Below are 16,075 nucleotides of genomic sequence, written 5' to 3'. Positions count from 1 at the left end.
GATCGGCTCTGTGCGGTCCTGGGGTCGGGAGCGGTATCGCCTCCACCGGCTGTTCGTGGGTCTGTGGTTCTGTCGCTCCCGGGCCGCCATGGAACCGTGGCCGTAATGCGTGCGTCAACGGCCGAAATGCTTCGGAATCCGTTGCCAACTGCCGCATAGGCATGCGATCCGATGATTGCTCACGGTAATTGTCGGGGATGCCCGAGTTGTTATCCTCGCCACATCGCACATGAATCAAAGGTGAAAAGTCTGTTGAAAGCAGCCATTCAAAGGCTGCTGGGGCCTGCGGCAGGTGCTCGCTGAGGCGCCCCCGAACCGCCCCTGCGCCGTCGCGCCAGGTGCGGGAACCGCAGCCGATCGCCCGAAAGATCTAGGTAACGTTTCAGCACGTGGGACGCGAACGGGGCCGGGCCCGAAGGACCCGACCCCGTTCGTCACCGTGCGTGACCAGCCTTGGAAGGCTATGCCGACGGCAGCCAACCCGTCTGCATCAGCTGGCCGGTCGCGATCCGGCGCGACACGAACACACCGCGGCCCGGCGGCAGCGGCTGCGGCTTGACCGTGCCCAGCAGCGCGCCCTCGTCCTTGTTGCCCGAGAGGATGACGCCCTGGCCGCCCAGCTCGCGCATCCGCTGCATCACCGGCTCGTACAGCGACCGGCCGGCGCCGCCCGCGCTGCGCGCCACGATCAGCCGCAGGCCGATGTCACGGGCGAACGGAAGGAACTCCGCCAGCGGCGACAGCGGGTTGCCCGACGCCGTCGCGACCAGCTCGTAGTCGTCCACGATCACGAACATGTCCTTGCCGCTGTACCAGCTGCGGTTGCGCAGCTGCTCCGCGGTCACGTCCGGACCGGGCAGACGGCGCGAGCACGCCCCGCGCAGCATCTCCACGATGTTCGTCATCGCCGGCTGCGCCGCCGCGTACTCCACCAGGTACTCCGGCGGGACCACGCCCAGCAGCGAGCGCCGGTAGTCGCCGACCACGATGCCCGCCTGGTCCGGCGTGTACCGCTCGGTGATCTGCTTCACCAGCATCCGCAGCAGCGCCGACTTGCCCGACTCGCTCTCGCCGAAGACGATGAACAGCGGGTCGGTCTCGAAGTTGACGAAGACCGGGGCCAGTTCGACCTCGTCGACGCCGAACGCCACGCCGCGCTCCGGGTGCTCGAAGCCCTTCGGCAGCGCATTCCCGTCCAGCACCGACGGCAGCATCCGGACCTGCGGCGCCCGCGGGCCCGTCCAGGCCGCGTTGACCGCCTCGACCAGGCCGGCCACGCCGTCCTGCAGGTCCTCCACCGAGGACGAGCCGTCCAGCCGCGGCAGACCCGCCAGGAAGTGCAGCTTCGTCGCGGTCAGACCGCGACCCGGCACCGGCGGCACGTTCTGCGCGACCCGGCGGTCGACCTCCGACTCCATCGAGTCGCCGAGCCGCAGCTCGGTGCGGTTCTGCAGCAGGTCCTTCAGCGCCGGACGCACCTCGGCGTACCGCGACGCCGTGACGATCAGGTGGACGCCGTAGCCCAGACCGCGCTGCGCGATGTCCGCGACGACCGGCTCCAGCGCCTCGAACTCCTGCCGGAAGGTGAGCCAGCCGTCGACGATCAGGAACACGTCGCCGAACTGCTCCTCCGGCAGCTGCCCGTTGGCCCGGCGCGTGCGGTACGTGCCGATCGAGTCGATGCCCGTCGCCCGGAACAGCTCCTCGCGGCGGTTCAGGACGCCGTGCACCTCGCTGATCATCCGGCGGACCTTCTCCTCGTCCAACCGGCCCGCCACCCCGCCGACGTGCGGCAGGTCCTGCAGCGCCTGGAAGCCGCCGCCACCGAAGTCCAGCAGGTAGAACTGCGTCTCCTGCGGCGTGTGGGTGACCGCGAAGCCGGCCACCGTGGTGCGCACCAGCGTCGACTTGCCCGACCGCGGACCACCCACGATCAGACCGTGGCCGGCCGCACCGGCGTAGTCCTGGTACAGCACGTCGCGGCGCTGGTCGCGCGGCTTGTCGACGATGCCGACCGGCACCACCAGCCGGCCCAGCGCACCGAACTCCGGCGAGGTGAGACCGCGCTCCGGCGTCGCCTGCAGCGGCGGCACCAGCTGGTCGACGGTCGGCGCCTCGTCCAGCGGCGGCAGCCACACCTGGTGCGCGGCCGGCCCCTGGCCCGCCATCCGCTGCACGAACACGTCCAGCACGGTGTCCACCAGCGCGTCGTCCAACTCCTCCGCGACCGGCTCCACCTCCTGCACCACCGGCTCCAGCACCGGCACCTCGGCCGCCGTGAACAGCACCGGCTGCACCGTCACCGTCCGACCGCCGACCGCCCGCTGCTGCCCCGGCGCCCGGTACGGACCCGACACGTACGCCGCCTTGAAGCGGTCCATCACGTCGGTGCCGAACTTCAGGTAGCCGACACCGGGCACCGGCGGCAGGTGGTACGCGTCCGGCACGCCCAGGGCCGCCCGCGACTCCGCCGCCGAGAAGGTCCGCAGACCGATCCGGTACGACAGGTAGGTGTCCAGGCCGCGCAGCTTGCCCTCCTCCAGGCGCTGCGAGGCCAGCAGCAGGTGCACGCCCAGCGAACGGCCGATCCGGCCGATCTGGATGAACATCTCGATGAAGTCCGGCTTCGCCGTCAGCAGCTCGGAGAACTCGTCGATGATCAGCACCAGCGACGGCAGCGGGTCCAGCGCCGCACCGGCCGCCCGGGCCCGCTCGTACTCGTTCAGGTTGGCGTAGTTGCCGGCCGAGCGCAGCAGCTCCTGGCGCCGGTTCATCTCGCCCTCGATCGCGTCGCGCATGCGGTCGACCAGGGTGAGCTCGCCCTCCAGGTTGGTGATGACCGCGGAGGTGTGCGGCATGTCCGCCATCCCCGCGAAGGTCGCACCACCCTTGAAGTCGGCGAGCACGAAGTTGAGGATCTCCGACGAGTGCGTCATCGCCAGCGCCAGCACCAGCGTGCGCAGCAGCTCCGACTTGCCGGAACCGGTGGCCCCGATGCACAGGCCGTGCGGGCCCATGCCCTCCAGCGCGGCTTCCTTGATGTCCAGGTAGACCTGCTCGCCGTTGGCGCCCAGGCCGATCGGCACCCGGAGCTTCTCGTGGTTCGCCCGCGGGCGCCAGGAGCGCGACACGTCGAACGAGCCCGGGTCGCCCGAGTTCATCAGGTCGGTGAAGTCCAGGTTCGACAGCAGCGGTTCGTCGTCGCCGCCCGCCGAGATCCGGTACGGCGACAACTGCCGCGCCAGCGCCTCGGACTGCCACGCCGACAGGGTGTCCGGCTTGCCCGAGTAGGTGGCACCCGACGCCGAGCGCAGCACCAGCTCGTCCGGCGACACCGTCACGATCAGGTGCCCGGTCGGCTCGTCCAGGTCACCCGGTACGACCTCGACGATCGTCACGCCCTGTACGCCCTCGGCCCCGGCCAGGAGCGAGTCGTGCGGCACCGAGGCGCCGTCCATGACCACGATGATGTGCGGCTGGTCCGGCGTCGGCGCGGCGTCGCGCACGAAGCGCTGCCGGCCCGCCAGCTCGTCCTGCAGCAGGTGCTCCAGCTCGCCCAGACCGGTCGCGATCAGCCGACGCGAACCCGCACCGTCGCTGTCCTTGCGGTGCTGGGTGTGCGGGAGCCACTTCGTCCACTCCCACTCCTCCACCGCACCGGGCGCCGCGGCCACCGACACCACCAGGTCGTCCGGCGAGTGCAGCGTCGTCAACTGCGCGATCATCGCCCGCACGTTGCCGTACACGGTGTCCGGGTCCCCGCACACCGTGATGTGGTAGAACGCCCGCAGTGAGACCGCCAACGGCAGCTCCTGCAGCGTCCCGTGCGCCTTCAGGAAGGTGTGCATCGCCGCCGCCGACAGCGGCTCCAGCTCGTCCATCGGCGCGGTCTGCGGCGCCACCAGCGGCGTCGACAGCTGCACCGGCCCCCGGCCGACCCGGATCTGGGCGAAGTCGTTGTCGCTCGGCCGCCGTTCCCACAGCCGCCGGCCGTCCGCCACGATCGACCACAGCTGGTCAGGCTCCGGGTTCAGGAACAGCTGCGCGCCGCGCTGGCGCTCCGCCGTCCGCCGCACCTGGCGCCGCATCTGCTGCAGGTACTTCAGGTAGTCGCGGCGCTCGTCCGCCACCGCCGTCGAACCGCCACGCCGTGCGCGCACAATCTGCGCCAGACCCATACCGAGCGTCGACACCAGCATCAGACCGCCCATGATCTTCATCGGCGGGGGAGACCCCGGGGAGAAGAAGAACACCGCCGATCCGCCCATGCCGAGCATCGGCAGGACGCTCATCATCCAGTCCTCGCCGCCGCCCCTGGGCAGCTCAGGCGGCGGGACCAGCTCCACCGGGTCCTCGGCCACCTGCGGCGGATAGGCCCGAGCCGGGCGCTTGACCGTAATCACGCTCATGCCCCCACCACCCAACGCCCCCGCACGGTTCGCTCGTTCGCTAGCACTACGGCATCAGCCCTCACGCAACTGGATACGTACGGGTGAGGACGCCCCGTGTGACGCCGCCCCCGCTCCGCCGACCGCAGGCACCGGGGAGGAACTCGGCCCCAACCCCCTCGCCTTGCGCAGGGGCCGATCCTACTGGCAGCCCCCGGCGCCCTCACCGGCGCTACCCCGCAGGGTCCCGCGCGGGAGGGCCCACGAACGGAGCGGTAGGGTAACGCCGCGCCAACTCGTGCCCGGTCCGAGCCAGTTCCAGGCGCCCGGCCCACGGCCGGCAACACCGACCACCGCCCGTACCCGGCACCGCCGGACCCACGGCACCGTCAACAAGGGGGAGCGCCCAGTGCGTCGAGCGATCAGCGAGGTGTCGGCATGAGCACCGCCGCCACGACCGGCTTCTGCCGGGTCACCGTCGTCGCCCCGGACAGCCGGATCGACGTCGCCCTGCCCGAGGACGTCCCGCTCGCGGACATCTACCCCGAGGTCCTGCGGCTCTCCGGCCAGACCCAGCCCGACGGCGCACCGACCGGCTTCCACCTGGTCCGCCGCGACGGCACCGTCCTCGACAGCGGTCTGCCGCTGGCCGCCCAGCAGGTCCGCGACGGCGACCTGCTCAGCCTGCGCCCGTTCGCCGAGTCCCTCCCGCCGGCCGTGTACGACGACGTCGCCGACGCCATCGCCACCGCCGTCGAGGCCGACCGCCGGTTCTGGAGCCCCGAACTCATGCGGGCCTTCGGCCTGATCGGCGCCGGCGTCCTGCTCGCGCTGCTCGGCTTCGCCCTCTGGTACTCCGACCTGCGCCACGACATGCACGGCCTGCCCGGCATCCTGTCCGGCGTCACCGCGGTCGTGCTCACCGCCTTCGCCGGCGTCCGGGCCCGCGTCTACCAGGACGCCCACGCCGCGCTCGCGCTCGGCCTCGGCGCCCTCCCGCACGCCCTCATCGGCGGCAGCGGCATCATGGCCATCGCCCACCCGTGGCAGGGCCCGGGCCGCATCCAGCTGCTCACCGGCTGCGTCGCCGTCCTGCTGGTCGCCGTCCTGCTCGTCGGCCTGCTGCCCGAGAAGGACTCGGTCTTCGTCGCCGCCGCCTTCCTCGCCGCCGCCGGCACCCTCGCCACCTTCGCGGCCGTCCTGCTGCCCGACACCCCGGCCAACCACATCGCCGCCGTCACCGGCGTCACCGCCGTCGCCGCGATCGGCTTCCTGCCCGGCCTCTCCGCCCGCTTCGCCCGGCTCCCCGTCGGCTTCAGCGCCCCCGGCCAGACCCGCACCCGCAGCCGCGACTACGACGAGGAGGCCGGCCGCGCCGAGGCCGTCGAGTACGAGCGGATCGCCCACCAGGCGCGCCGCGGCCACGAGGTCCTGGTCGGCCTGGTCGGCGGCTGCGCCGCGGTCATCGTCGGCGCCTGCGCCGTCCTCGGCTTCACCGACGAGTTCTGGCCCGAGCTGCTCGCCCTCACCATCGGCATCGCCACCATGCTGCGCGCCCGGCTCTTCCGCTACACCGCGCAGGTCTTCAGCCTCACCATCGCCGGCCTGGTCGGCCTGTCGCTGCTGATCGTCGGCCTCTCGCTGCACACCCCGCTGTTCATCCTCAAGGCCGCCAACAGCACCGAGACCGACCTGCGCACCATCTGGCTGAGCGCCTCCATCGCCTTCGGCGCCGCGATCCTGATCGCCATCGCCCTGGTCGTCCCGCGGCTCGGCGTCTCCCCCTTCTGGGGCCGCATCCTGGACCTCGTCGACAGCCTGACCCTGATGGCGCTGGTGCCCATCACGCTGGCCGTCCTCAACGTCTACAACCTGGTGCGCGGCGCCACCGGCTGACCGACGGCCGCCGCGGCACTGGTAGGCTTGCCCTTCGAGCGCACCCGTGTGCCCGCAGCCGGAGCTCCGGCCGCGAGCACGGCGCGTTCGCCATACGACACCGAGTTCTCCAAGAGTCCTGTGCCGTAGACCAGGACCGCTCGGTATCACCCCGAAGGAGTTGCAGTGGCTCTCGCCTCTGACGTCAAGAAGCAGATCATCGCCGAGTTCGGCCAGAAGGAGGGCGACACCGGCTCCCCCGAGGTCCAGGTGGCCATGCTCTCCCGTCGCATCTCGGACCTGACCGAGCACCTCAAGTCGCACAAGCACGACCACCACTCGCGCCGCGGCCTGCTCATCCTGGTCGGCCAGCGCCGCCGCCTGCTGCAGTACCTGGCCAAGAAGGACATCGAGCGCTTCCGTACGCTCGTCGACCGCCTGGGCATCCGCCGCGGTGCCGCCGGCGGCGCCCGCTGAGAACGCCGCTCGGGGCGGCTCCCCACACCGGGGAGCCGCCCCTCGCGCGTATGCCGCGGCCGCTGCGCCGCCGCACCCTGACATAACAACTCGCGCGCACCTCCCCGGGTGGCCGAGGATTGCACCGTAGGGTTGTGGGCATGCCGGGTGATGGCGCCGATCGAGCGCCACCCGAGCAGAGACCGAACCCCCCGCGGGACGAAGGCTTCAAACGGAAGCCGCCCGCATCCGAGAGAGCGTCCAGACGCGGAACGCCCGCCCCGGACTGGCAGCCGAGAGGCGCCGGTCCTCGGTAGTGGCCGCCGGAAGCCCCGCCGATCGAGCAGGGCACCCCGGAGGCTTCGATCGAAGACCGGCCCGACTGCCCAGGGCCACCGGCAGGCAAGCGCGGGGACGCTCTCCCGGAGACGTACGAAAGAGGAGATCTTCCAGGTGGAAGAGAACGTGTTCTACGCCGAGGCCGTGATCGACAACGGTTCCTTCGGCACCCGTACCATCCGCTTCGAGACCGGCCGCCTGGCCCGCCAGGCCGCCGGTTCCGCCGTCGCCTACCTCGACGACGACACCATGGTCCTGTCGGCCACCAGCGCCTCCAAGCAGCCGAAGGAGCACTTCGACTTCTTCCCGCTGACCGTGGACGTCGAGGAGCGGATGTACGCCGCGGGCCGCATCCCCGGCTCGTTCTTCCGTCGTGAGGGCCGGCCCTCCGAGGACGCCATCCTCACCTGCCGCCTGATCGACCGCCCGCTGCGCCCGTCCTTCGTCAAGGGCCTGCGCAACGAGGTCCAGGTCGTCTGCACCATCATGGCGCTCAACCCCGACCACCTGTACGACGTGGTCGCGATCAACGCCGCCTCCGCCTCCACCCAGCTGGCGGGCCTGCCGTTCACCGGCCCCATCGGCGGCGTCCGCGTCGCGCTGATCAACGGCCAGTGGGTCGCCTTCCCGACCCACAGCGAGCTGGAGTCGGCCGTCTTCGACATGGTCGTCGCCGGTCGCGCCCTGCCGGACGGCGACGTCGCGATCATGATGGTCGAGGCCGAGGCCACCGACAAGACCATCAAGCTGGTCGAGGGCGGCGCCGAGGCGCCGACCGAGGAGGTCGTCGCCGCCGGCCTGGAGGCCGCCAAGCCGTTCATCAAGGTCCTCTGCGCCGCCCAGTCGCAGCTCGCCGCGCAGGCCGCCAAGCCGACCGCCGAGTTCCCGGTCTTCCTGGACTACCAGGACGACGTGCTCACCGCCCTGACCGCCGCGGTCAAGGACGAGCTCGCCCAGGCGCTCACCATCGCCGGCAAGCAGGAGCGCAACAACGAGCTCGACCGCATCAAGGCGATCGCCGCCGAGAAGCTCCTGCCGGAGTTCGAGGGCCGCGAGAAGGAGATCGGCGCCGCCTACAACGCGCTGACCAAGAAGATCGTCCGTGAGCGCGTCATCACGGACAAGGTCCGCATCGACGGCCGCGGCGTCACCGACATCCGCACCCTGGCCGCCGAGGTCGAGGCCATCCCGCGCGTCCACGGCTCGGCCCTGTTCGAGCGCGGCGAGACCCAGATCCTGGGTGTCACCACGCTGAACATGCTGCGCATGGAGCAGCAGCTGGACACGCTCTCCCCGGAGACGCGCCGCCGCTACATGCACAACTACAACTTCCCGCCGTACTCGGTCGGCGAGACCGGCCGCGTGGGCTCGCCCAAGCGCCGCGAGATCGGCCACGGCGCGCTGGCCGAGCGGGCGATCCTGCCCGTGCTGCCGACCCGCGAGGAGTTCCCCTACGCGATCCGCCAGGTCTCCGAGGCGCTGGGCTCCAACGGCTCCACCTCGATGGGCTCGGTCTGCGCCTCCACCATGTCGCTGCTGAACGCCGGTGTGCCGCTGAAGGCCGCCGTCGCCGGTATCGCCATGGGCCTGATCTCCCAGGAGATCGACGGCGAGACCCACTACGTCGCGCTGACCGACATCCTCGGTGCCGAGGACGCGTACGGCGACATGGACTTCAAGGTCGCCGGTACCCGCAACTTCATCACCGCCCTGCAGCTGGACACCAAGCTGACCGGCATCCCGGCCTCGGTGCTCGCCGCGGCCCTGAAGCAGGCCCGCGACGCCCGCATGCACATCCTCGACGTGATGAACGAGGCCATCGACGCGCCCGACGAGATGTCGCCGAACGCGCCGCGCATCATCACCATCAAGATCCCGGTGGACAAGATCGGTGAGGTCATCGGCCCCAAGGGCAAGATGATCAACCAGATCCAGGAGGACACCGGCGCCGAGATCACGATCGAGGACGACGGCACCATCTACATCGGTGCCTCCGACGGTCCGGCCGCCGAGGCCGCCCGCACCACGATCAACCAGATCGCCAACCCGACCATGCCGGAGGTCGGCGAGCGCTACCTGGGCACCGTGGTCAAGACCACGACCTTCGGTGCGTTCGTCTCGCTGATGCCCGGCAAGGACGGCCTGCTGCACATCTCGCAGATCCGCAAGCTGGCCGGCGGCAAGCGCGTGGAGAACGTCGAGGACGTCCTCGGCGTCGGCGCCAAGGTCCAGGTCGAGATCGCCGAGATCGACCCGCGCGGCAAGCTGTCGCTGATCCCGGTCGTCGAGGGCGAAGAGGGCGGCGAGGCCGCTTCCGAGTGAAGCGCCGCTGAGTGACCCCCGCGGCCCGTACGCCCCCAGCGGCGTGCGGGCCGCACCCTGTTGTCCCCCACTCCAACGGAGGTACACCCCGTGGCCCAGGCCTCGGCGGCGAAGCAGCGCCCCGGCACCACCCGAACCCTGCTGAAGGGCGCGGAGGGCGGTGCCGGCACGGTGCGCCGCACCGTGCTCCCCGGCGGCCTGCGGGTCGTCACCGAGACCCTGCCGACGGTCCGCTCCGCGACCTTCGGCATCTGGGTCGGCGTCGGCTCCCGGGACGAGACCCCGCAGCTCAACGGTGCCACCCACTACCTGGAGCACCTGCTGTTCAAGGGCACCGCCCGGCGCAGCGCGCTGGACATCTCGGCCGCCCTGGACGCGGTCGGCGGCGAGATGAACGCCTTCACCGCGAAGGAGAACACCTGCTACTACGCGCGGGTGCTCGACACCGACCTGCCGCTGGCCATCGACGTGGTCTGCGACATGCTCACCGGCTCGCTGATCCGGCCCGAGGACGTCGAGGCCGAACGCGGCGTCATCCTCGAAGAGATGGCGATGGCCGAGGACGACCCGGGCGACGTGGTGCACGACCTGTTCGCCAAGGTGGTCTACGGCAGCGGCCCGCTCGGCCGGCCGATCCTCGGCACCCAGGAGACCGTCCGGGGCCTCACCCGCGACCAGATCGCCGGCTTCTTCCACCGCCGCTACCGGCCCGAGCACCTGGTCGTCGCCGCGGCCGGCAACCTCGACCACCGCAAGGTGGTCAAGCAGGTCGAGGCGGCCTTCGCGCCGCTGCTGGCCCGCTCCGACGCCGCCCCCGTCGAGGCCCGCCGCGGCGTCAAGGCGCTGCGGACGTCCGGCCGGGTCGAGGTGCTCAACCGCACCACCGAGCAGGCCCACCTGGTGCTCGGCGTCCCCGGGGTGCCCCGGCACGACGAGCGCCGCTGGGCGATGGGCGTGCTCAACGCGGCCCTCGGCGGCGGCATGAGCTCGCGGCTCTTCCAGGAGGTCCGGGAGAAGCGCGGCCTCGCCTACTCGGTCTACTCGTACTCCTCCTCGTACGCGGACAGCGGCCTGTTCGGCATCTACGCAGGCTGCCAGCCCAAGCGGGTCGAGGAGGTGCTGCGGATCTGCCGCGCCGAGCTCGCCAAGGTGGTCGCCGAGGGCATCACCGAGGAGGAGCTGCAGCGCGCGATCGGGCAGATCTCCGGCTCCACCGTGCTGGGCATGGAGGACACCGGTTCGCTGATGAACCGGATCGGCAAGGCCGAGCTCAGCTACGGCCACCACCTGTCGGTGGACGAGATCCTGGAGCGGATCGCCGCGGTGACCCTGGACGACGTCCACGCCGTCGCCCGTGATGTGCTGGGGGCCCACCGGCCGTCGCTCGCGCTGATCGGCCCGATCAACGACAAGCGGGCCGCGAAGCTCGCCGACCTGCTGGTCTGAAGGGACTGTTCGCTATGACGCTGCGTGTCGCCGTGATCGGCGCCAAGGGCCGGATCGGCTCCGAGGCGGTCAAGGCCGTCGAGGCCGCGCCGGACCTGGAGCTGGTCGCCACGCTGGGCCGGGGCTCGAAGCCGGAGGAGCTGACCGACGCCGGGGTGCAGGTCGCCGTCGAGCTGACCCACCCCGACGCGGTGATGGGCAACCTCGACTACTGCCTGCACCACGGGATCCACGTGGTCACCGGCACCACCGGCTGGACGGCCGAGCGGCTGGACACCGTCCGCGGCTGGCTCGCCGGGGCGCCCGAGCTGGGCCTGCTGATCGCGCCGAACTTCTCGATCGGCGCCGTCCTCGGCATGAAGTTCGCCCAGACCGCCGCCAAGTACTTCGAGTCGGTCGAGGTCGTCGAGCTGCACCACGACCGCAAGGCCGACGCCCCCAGCGGCACCGCCACCCGCACCGCCGAGCTGATCGCGGCCGCCCGCGCCGAGGCCGGCCGTCCGGCCCAGCAGGACCCGACCACCCACGGCCTGCCCGGTGCCCGCGGCGCCGACGTGGACGGGGTGCCGGTGCACGCCGTCCGGCTGCGCGGCCTGCTCGCGCACCAGCAGGTGATGTTCGGCGACGACGGCGAGACCCTCACCATCCGCCACGACTCGCTGCACCACAGCAGCTTCATGCCGGGCATCCTGCTCGGGGTGCGCAAGGTGGTGGAGACCCCCGGTCTGACCCTCGGCCTCGAACACTTCCTGGACCTGTGAGCCCCGCATGACCTCCCGTACCGGCTTCTTCGTGCTCTCCGGCGTCCTGCTGGTGGTGGCCCTGGTCTGCGTCGGCCAGGGCGTCCAGCTGATCGCCACCGGCAAACCGCTCGGCATCGGCCTGGGCCTGTGCGCCTTCGTGATCCCGGTGATCGGCGTCTGGTTCCTGCGCCAGACCGTCCGCTTCGGCCGGGCGAGCGAGCGGCTGGCCCGCGAGCTGGAGGCCGAGGGCGGCCTGCCGGTCGACGAGCTGGTGCGCACCGCCGGCGGGCGCATCGACCGGGCCTCGGCGGACGCCGTGTTCGAGCGCCGGAAGACCGAGGCGCAGGCCGAGCCGGCGGACTGGCGGGTGTGGTTCCGGCTCGCCGTGGCGTACGCGGACGCCGGCGACGTCCCGCGGGCCCGCAAGACCATGCAGCACGCCATCAGGCTGCACAGCACCATCACTGTCCCCACGAGGAGTAGCGCGTGACCGACGACACGGCCCCACAGTTCCGCAGCGACGTCACTGTGGAACTGGTCCGCAGCAGCGCCGCGGACTCGGACGTCATCTGGGCGGCCCGGGTCTCCACCGCCGGGGAGCAGTCCCTGGAGGCGCTCCAGGAGGACCCGGCCCGCTCCGAGGGGCTGATCAACTACCTGATGCGCGACCGGCACGGCACGCCGTTCGAGCACAACTCGATGACCTTCTTCATCAGCGCGCCGATCTTCGTGTTCCGCGAGTTCCACCGCCACCGCAGCGGCTGGTCGTACAACGAGGAGTCCGGCCGCTACCGCGAGCTGGAGCCGGTCTTCTACGTGCCCGGCGCCGACCGCCGGCTGGTCCAGCAGGGCCGCCCGGGCCGCTACGAGTTCGTGGCCGGCTCGCCGGAGCAGCACGCCACGGTCACGGCCGCGATGGAGGCCTCGTACCGCGAGTCGTACGGGCGCTACCGGGAGATGCTGGAGGCCGGGGTGGCCCGCGAGGTGGCCCGCGCCGTGCTGCCGGTCGGCCTGTTCTCCTCGATGTACGCGACCTGCAACGCCCGCTCGCTGATGCACTTCCTCTCGCTGCGGACCAAGCGGGAGAACGCGACCGTGCCCTCCTTCCCGCAGCGCGAGATCGAGATGGTCGCGGAGCTGATGGAGGAGCAGTGGGCCGCGCTCATGCCGCTCACCCGTGCGGCCTTCGAGAAGCACGGCCGCGTCGCCCCCTGACCTGGGACGACGAGCATCCGAGCGGTACCTCTGGCATGTCCGGATTGCGGCCCCTCCGGCCGCTCCCTAGGCTCGTGGACACGGATTCCGGTGCTGCATGAACCCCCGAGCATGCAGCACCGGAATCCCATTCCGCGGCAGCCGGTCGGCCGCTGACCTGTCCGAACCCTGGACCGGTATGGGTACCGCCCCACCGCCTACGAGTAGTTTTGGACGCATGGCTCCGACCTCCACCCCCCAGACGCCCTTCGGCCGGGTCCTGACCGCCATGGTGACCCCGTTCACCGCGGACGGCGACCTCGACCTCGACGGGGCCCAGCGCCTCGCCGCCCACCTCGTCGACTCCGGCAACGACGGCCTCGTCGTCAACGGCACCACCGGCGAGTCCCCGACCACCAGCGACGCCGAGAAGACCGAGCTGGTCCGCGCCGTCGTGGCCGCCGTGGGGGACCGGGCGCACGTCATCGCGGGGGTCGGCACCAACGACACCCACCACAGCGTCGAGCTGGCCCGCAAGGCCGAGGCCGCCGGCGCCCACGGCCTGCTCGCCGTGACGCCGTACTACAGCAAGCCCCCGCAGGAGGGCCTGTACCGGCACACCGTCGCGATCGCGGACAGCACCGAACTGCCGGTCATGCTCTACGACATCCCGGGCCGCAGTGCCGTGGCGCTGAGCCACGAGACGCTGGTCCGCCTCGGCGAGCACCCCCGGATCCTCGCCAACAAGGACGCCAAGGGCGACGTCGGCGCCGCGGCCTGGGCCATCGCACGGTCCGACCTCGCCTGGTACTCCGGGGACGACATCCTCACCCTGCCGCTGCTCTCGGTCGGCGCCGTCGGCGTGGTGAGCGTGGTCGGGCACCTGGTCGCCGGGGAGATCAGGAGCATGGTCGAGGCGTACGCGGCCGGAGATGTGTCCAAGGCCACGGCCGTCCACCAGAGCCTGCTGCCGATCTTCAGCGGTATCTTCCGCACGCAGGGTGTCATCCTCACCAAGGCCGCGCTGGAGCTCCAGGGCCTGCCCGCAGGTCCGCTGCGGCTTCCCCTGGTCGGCGCGACGCCCGACGAGATCGCGCAATTGAAGAAGGATCTCGCCGCCGGCGGGGTACACCTGTAACAGACACAGACGTGCGCGCCCCGGCTCGCCGGACCCCCCGGGGTCTGCCGCAGGACCGGACCGAAGGCGCGGGAGCACCGACCCAGCTAGGAAACCGAAACTGAGCACGCACGCCATATGTCTCGCGGGGAGGACCCCGGGCATATGGCGTGCGTCGTGAGGAGAGTCTTTTGAGCCACCCGCATCCCGAACTCGGCGCGCCCCCCGTCCTCAAGGAGGGCGCCCTCCGCATCACTCCGCTCGGCGGTCTCGGCGAGATCGGCCGCAACATGACGGTCTTCGAGTACGGCGACCGCATCCTCATCGTCGACTGCGGCGTCCTCTTCCCCGAGGACGAGCAGCCCGGCGTGGACCTGATCCTCCCGGACTTCAGCTACATCCGGGACCGCCTCGACAAGATCGACGGCATCGTCCTGACCCACGGGCACGAGGACCACATCGGTGCCGTCCCGTTCCTGCTCCGGGAGAACCCGGACATCCCGCTGATCGGCTCGAAGCTGACCCTCGCGCTGATCGAGGCGAAGCTCGCCGAGCACCGCATCCGCCCGTACGTGCTGGAGGTCAAGGAGGGCGAGCGCGAGCGGATCGGCCCCTTCGACTGCGAGTTCATCGCCGTCAACCACTCCATCCCGGACGCCCTGGCGGTGGCCGTCCGCACGCCCGCCGGCATGGTCGTCGCCACCGGCGACTTCAAGATGGACCAGCTGCCGCTCGACGGCCGCCTCACCGACCTGCCGACCTTCGCCAAGCTGGCGGAGGAGGGCATGGACCTGCTGCTGGTGGACTCCACCAACGCCGAGGTCCCCGGGTTCATCCCGCACGAGCGGGACATCTCGGCCGCCCTGCGCAACGTGTTCGCCAACGCGGACAAGCGCATCATCGTCGCCTCCTTCGCGAGCCACGTGCACCGCATCCAGCAGGTGCTGGACGCCGCGCACGAGTACAAGCGCAAGGTCGCCTTCGTCGGCCGCTCGATGGTCCGCAACATGGGCATCGCCCGCGACCTCGGCTACCTGAAGGTCCCCGGCAACCTGATCGTCGACGTGAAGACGCTGGACGACCTGCCGGACAAGGAGGTGGTGCTCATCTGCACCGGCTCCCAGGGCGAGCCGATGGCGGCGCTCTCCCGGATGGCCAACCGCGACCACCAGATCCGCATCGTCGAGGGCGACACCGTCGTCCTGGCCTCCTCGCTGATCCCCGGCAACGAGAACGCGGTCTACCGGGTCATCAACGGCCTCACCCGCTGGGGCGCCAAGGTCGTGCACAAGGGCAACGCCAAGGTGCACGTCTCGGGCCACGCCTCGGCCGGCGAGCTCCTGTACTTCTTCAACATCTGCAAGCCGCGCAACCTCATGCCCGTCCACGGCGAATGGCGCCACCTGCGCGCCGCCGCCGACCTGGGCATCGCGACCGGCATCCCGAAGAACCGGGTCGTCATCGCGGAGGACGGCGTCTGCGTCGACCTGGAGCGCGGCGTCGCCCGGATCGTCGGCAAGGTGCAGGCCGGCTACGTCTACGTCGACGGCTCCTCGGTCGGCGACATCACCGAGGCCTCGCTCAAGGACCGCAAGATCCTCGGCGAGGAGGGCTTCATCTCGGTCTTCGTCGCGGTGGACTCCACCAACGGCAAGATCATCGGCGGTCCGACCATCCAGGCCCGCGGCTCCGGCATCGACGACAACGCCTTTGTGCCGGTGGTCGCCAAGCTCCAGGAGGCCCTGGACCGCTCGGCGGGCGACGGCGTCCTGGAGGTCCGCCAGGTGCAGCAGCTGGTCCGCCGGACCATCGGCAAGTGGGTGGCGGACAACTACCGCCGCCGGCCGATGATCCTGCCGGTCGTGGTCGAGGTCTGAGACGTCCTCGACGTCCCTGTCCTGATTTGACGTGGGGCAGCCCGGTGCGTAATGTTCTCCGGGTTGCCCCACGGGACGGACTGCCGGAAGTTCTCGAACGAAATTCGAGAACTGAACGCGGAAAGCAGCCCGAGAAGCTCTGGTAGAGTTCGGGAGCGCCGAAAGGCGAAAAGCAACTCGGCGAATCGGGTGAATGAAACTCCGGAAAACGGGGCGGAAAACGTCTGATAAGCTGGAAACACGAAAGAACGAAGCGCCCGGAGGGCCCGCTGGAAGGCGGTCCGAAGGAAGTGTCCGTTCCTTGAGAACTCAACAGCG

At 70.9% G+C, this 16,075-nt stretch carries 10 protein-coding genes; 9 read left to right on the top strand and 1 reads right to left on the bottom strand.

What is annotated here, in order from left to right:
• Window positions 1-461: 461 nt before the first annotated feature.
• Window positions 462-4,409, bottom strand: coding sequence for a type VII secretion protein EccCa (eccCa, locus tag ACWGB8_RS09605; RefSeq protein WP_452211910.1), 3,948 nt, complete (start codon window positions 4,407-4,409; stop codon window positions 462-464).
• Between the two features lie 417 nt (window positions 4,410-4,826).
• Between eccCa and eccD the strand changes: the two genes are divergently transcribed.
• The 9 genes from eccD (at window position 4,827) to ACWGB8_RS09560 (ending at window position 15,757) form a co-directional block, all read left to right on the top strand.
• Entirely contained in the window at window positions 4,827-6,284 is a 1,458-nt protein-coding gene (gene eccD, locus ACWGB8_RS09600; RefSeq protein ID WP_452211908.1) for a type VII secretion integral membrane protein EccD, read from the top strand.
• A gap of 165 nt (window positions 6,285-6,449) precedes the next feature.
• Window positions 6,450-6,740, top strand: coding sequence for a 30S ribosomal protein S15 (gene rpsO, locus ACWGB8_RS09595; protein WP_209416808.1), 291 nt, complete (start codon window positions 6,450-6,452; stop codon window positions 6,738-6,740).
• 432 nt (window positions 6,741-7,172) lie between these two features.
• Window positions 7,173-9,380, top strand: a complete 2,208-nt coding sequence (locus ACWGB8_RS09590) for a polyribonucleotide nucleotidyltransferase (RefSeq protein WP_452211906.1) — start codon at window positions 7,173-7,175, stop codon at window positions 9,378-9,380.
• A gap of 90 nt (window positions 9,381-9,470) precedes the next feature.
• Window positions 9,471-10,826 (top strand): M16 family metallopeptidase, encoded by a 1,356-nt coding sequence (locus ACWGB8_RS09585; protein ID WP_452211904.1) that lies wholly within the window; start codon window positions 9,471-9,473, stop codon window positions 10,824-10,826.
• A gap of 14 nt (window positions 10,827-10,840) precedes the next feature.
• Window positions 10,841-11,587 carry a 4-hydroxy-tetrahydrodipicolinate reductase gene (dapB, locus tag ACWGB8_RS09580; protein WP_452211903.1) on the top strand — a complete coding sequence of 249 codons (747 nt, stop codon included), beginning with the start codon at window positions 10,841-10,843 and terminating at the stop codon, window positions 11,585-11,587.
• Window positions 11,588-11,594: 7 nt separating this feature from the next.
• A complete protein-coding gene (locus tag ACWGB8_RS09575) occupies window positions 11,595-12,059 on the top strand; it encodes a hypothetical protein (protein WP_452211901.1) in 465 nt (154 codons plus the stop codon).
• Window positions 12,056-12,784, top strand: coding sequence for an FAD-dependent thymidylate synthase (gene thyX, locus ACWGB8_RS09570; protein WP_452211899.1), 729 nt, complete (start codon window positions 12,056-12,058; stop codon window positions 12,782-12,784). Before ACWGB8_RS09575 ends, thyX begins: the two co-directional genes overlap by 4 nt.
• Window positions 12,785-13,001: 217 nt before the next feature.
• Entirely contained in the window at window positions 13,002-13,901 is a 900-nt protein-coding gene (gene dapA / locus ACWGB8_RS09565) for a 4-hydroxy-tetrahydrodipicolinate synthase (RefSeq protein ID WP_452211897.1), read from the top strand.
• Window positions 13,902-14,071: 170 nt separating this feature from the next.
• Window positions 14,072-15,757 (top strand): ribonuclease J, encoded by a 1,686-nt coding sequence (locus tag ACWGB8_RS09560; RefSeq protein ID WP_452211895.1) that lies wholly within the window; start codon window positions 14,072-14,074, stop codon window positions 15,755-15,757.
• Window positions 15,758-16,075: the final 318 nt, after the last annotated feature.

Source organism: Kitasatospora sp. NPDC054939 (assembly GCF_053610105.1).
Note: the sequence above shows the minus strand (reverse complement) of the source record. Positions and strands in the feature narration are given on the sequence as shown.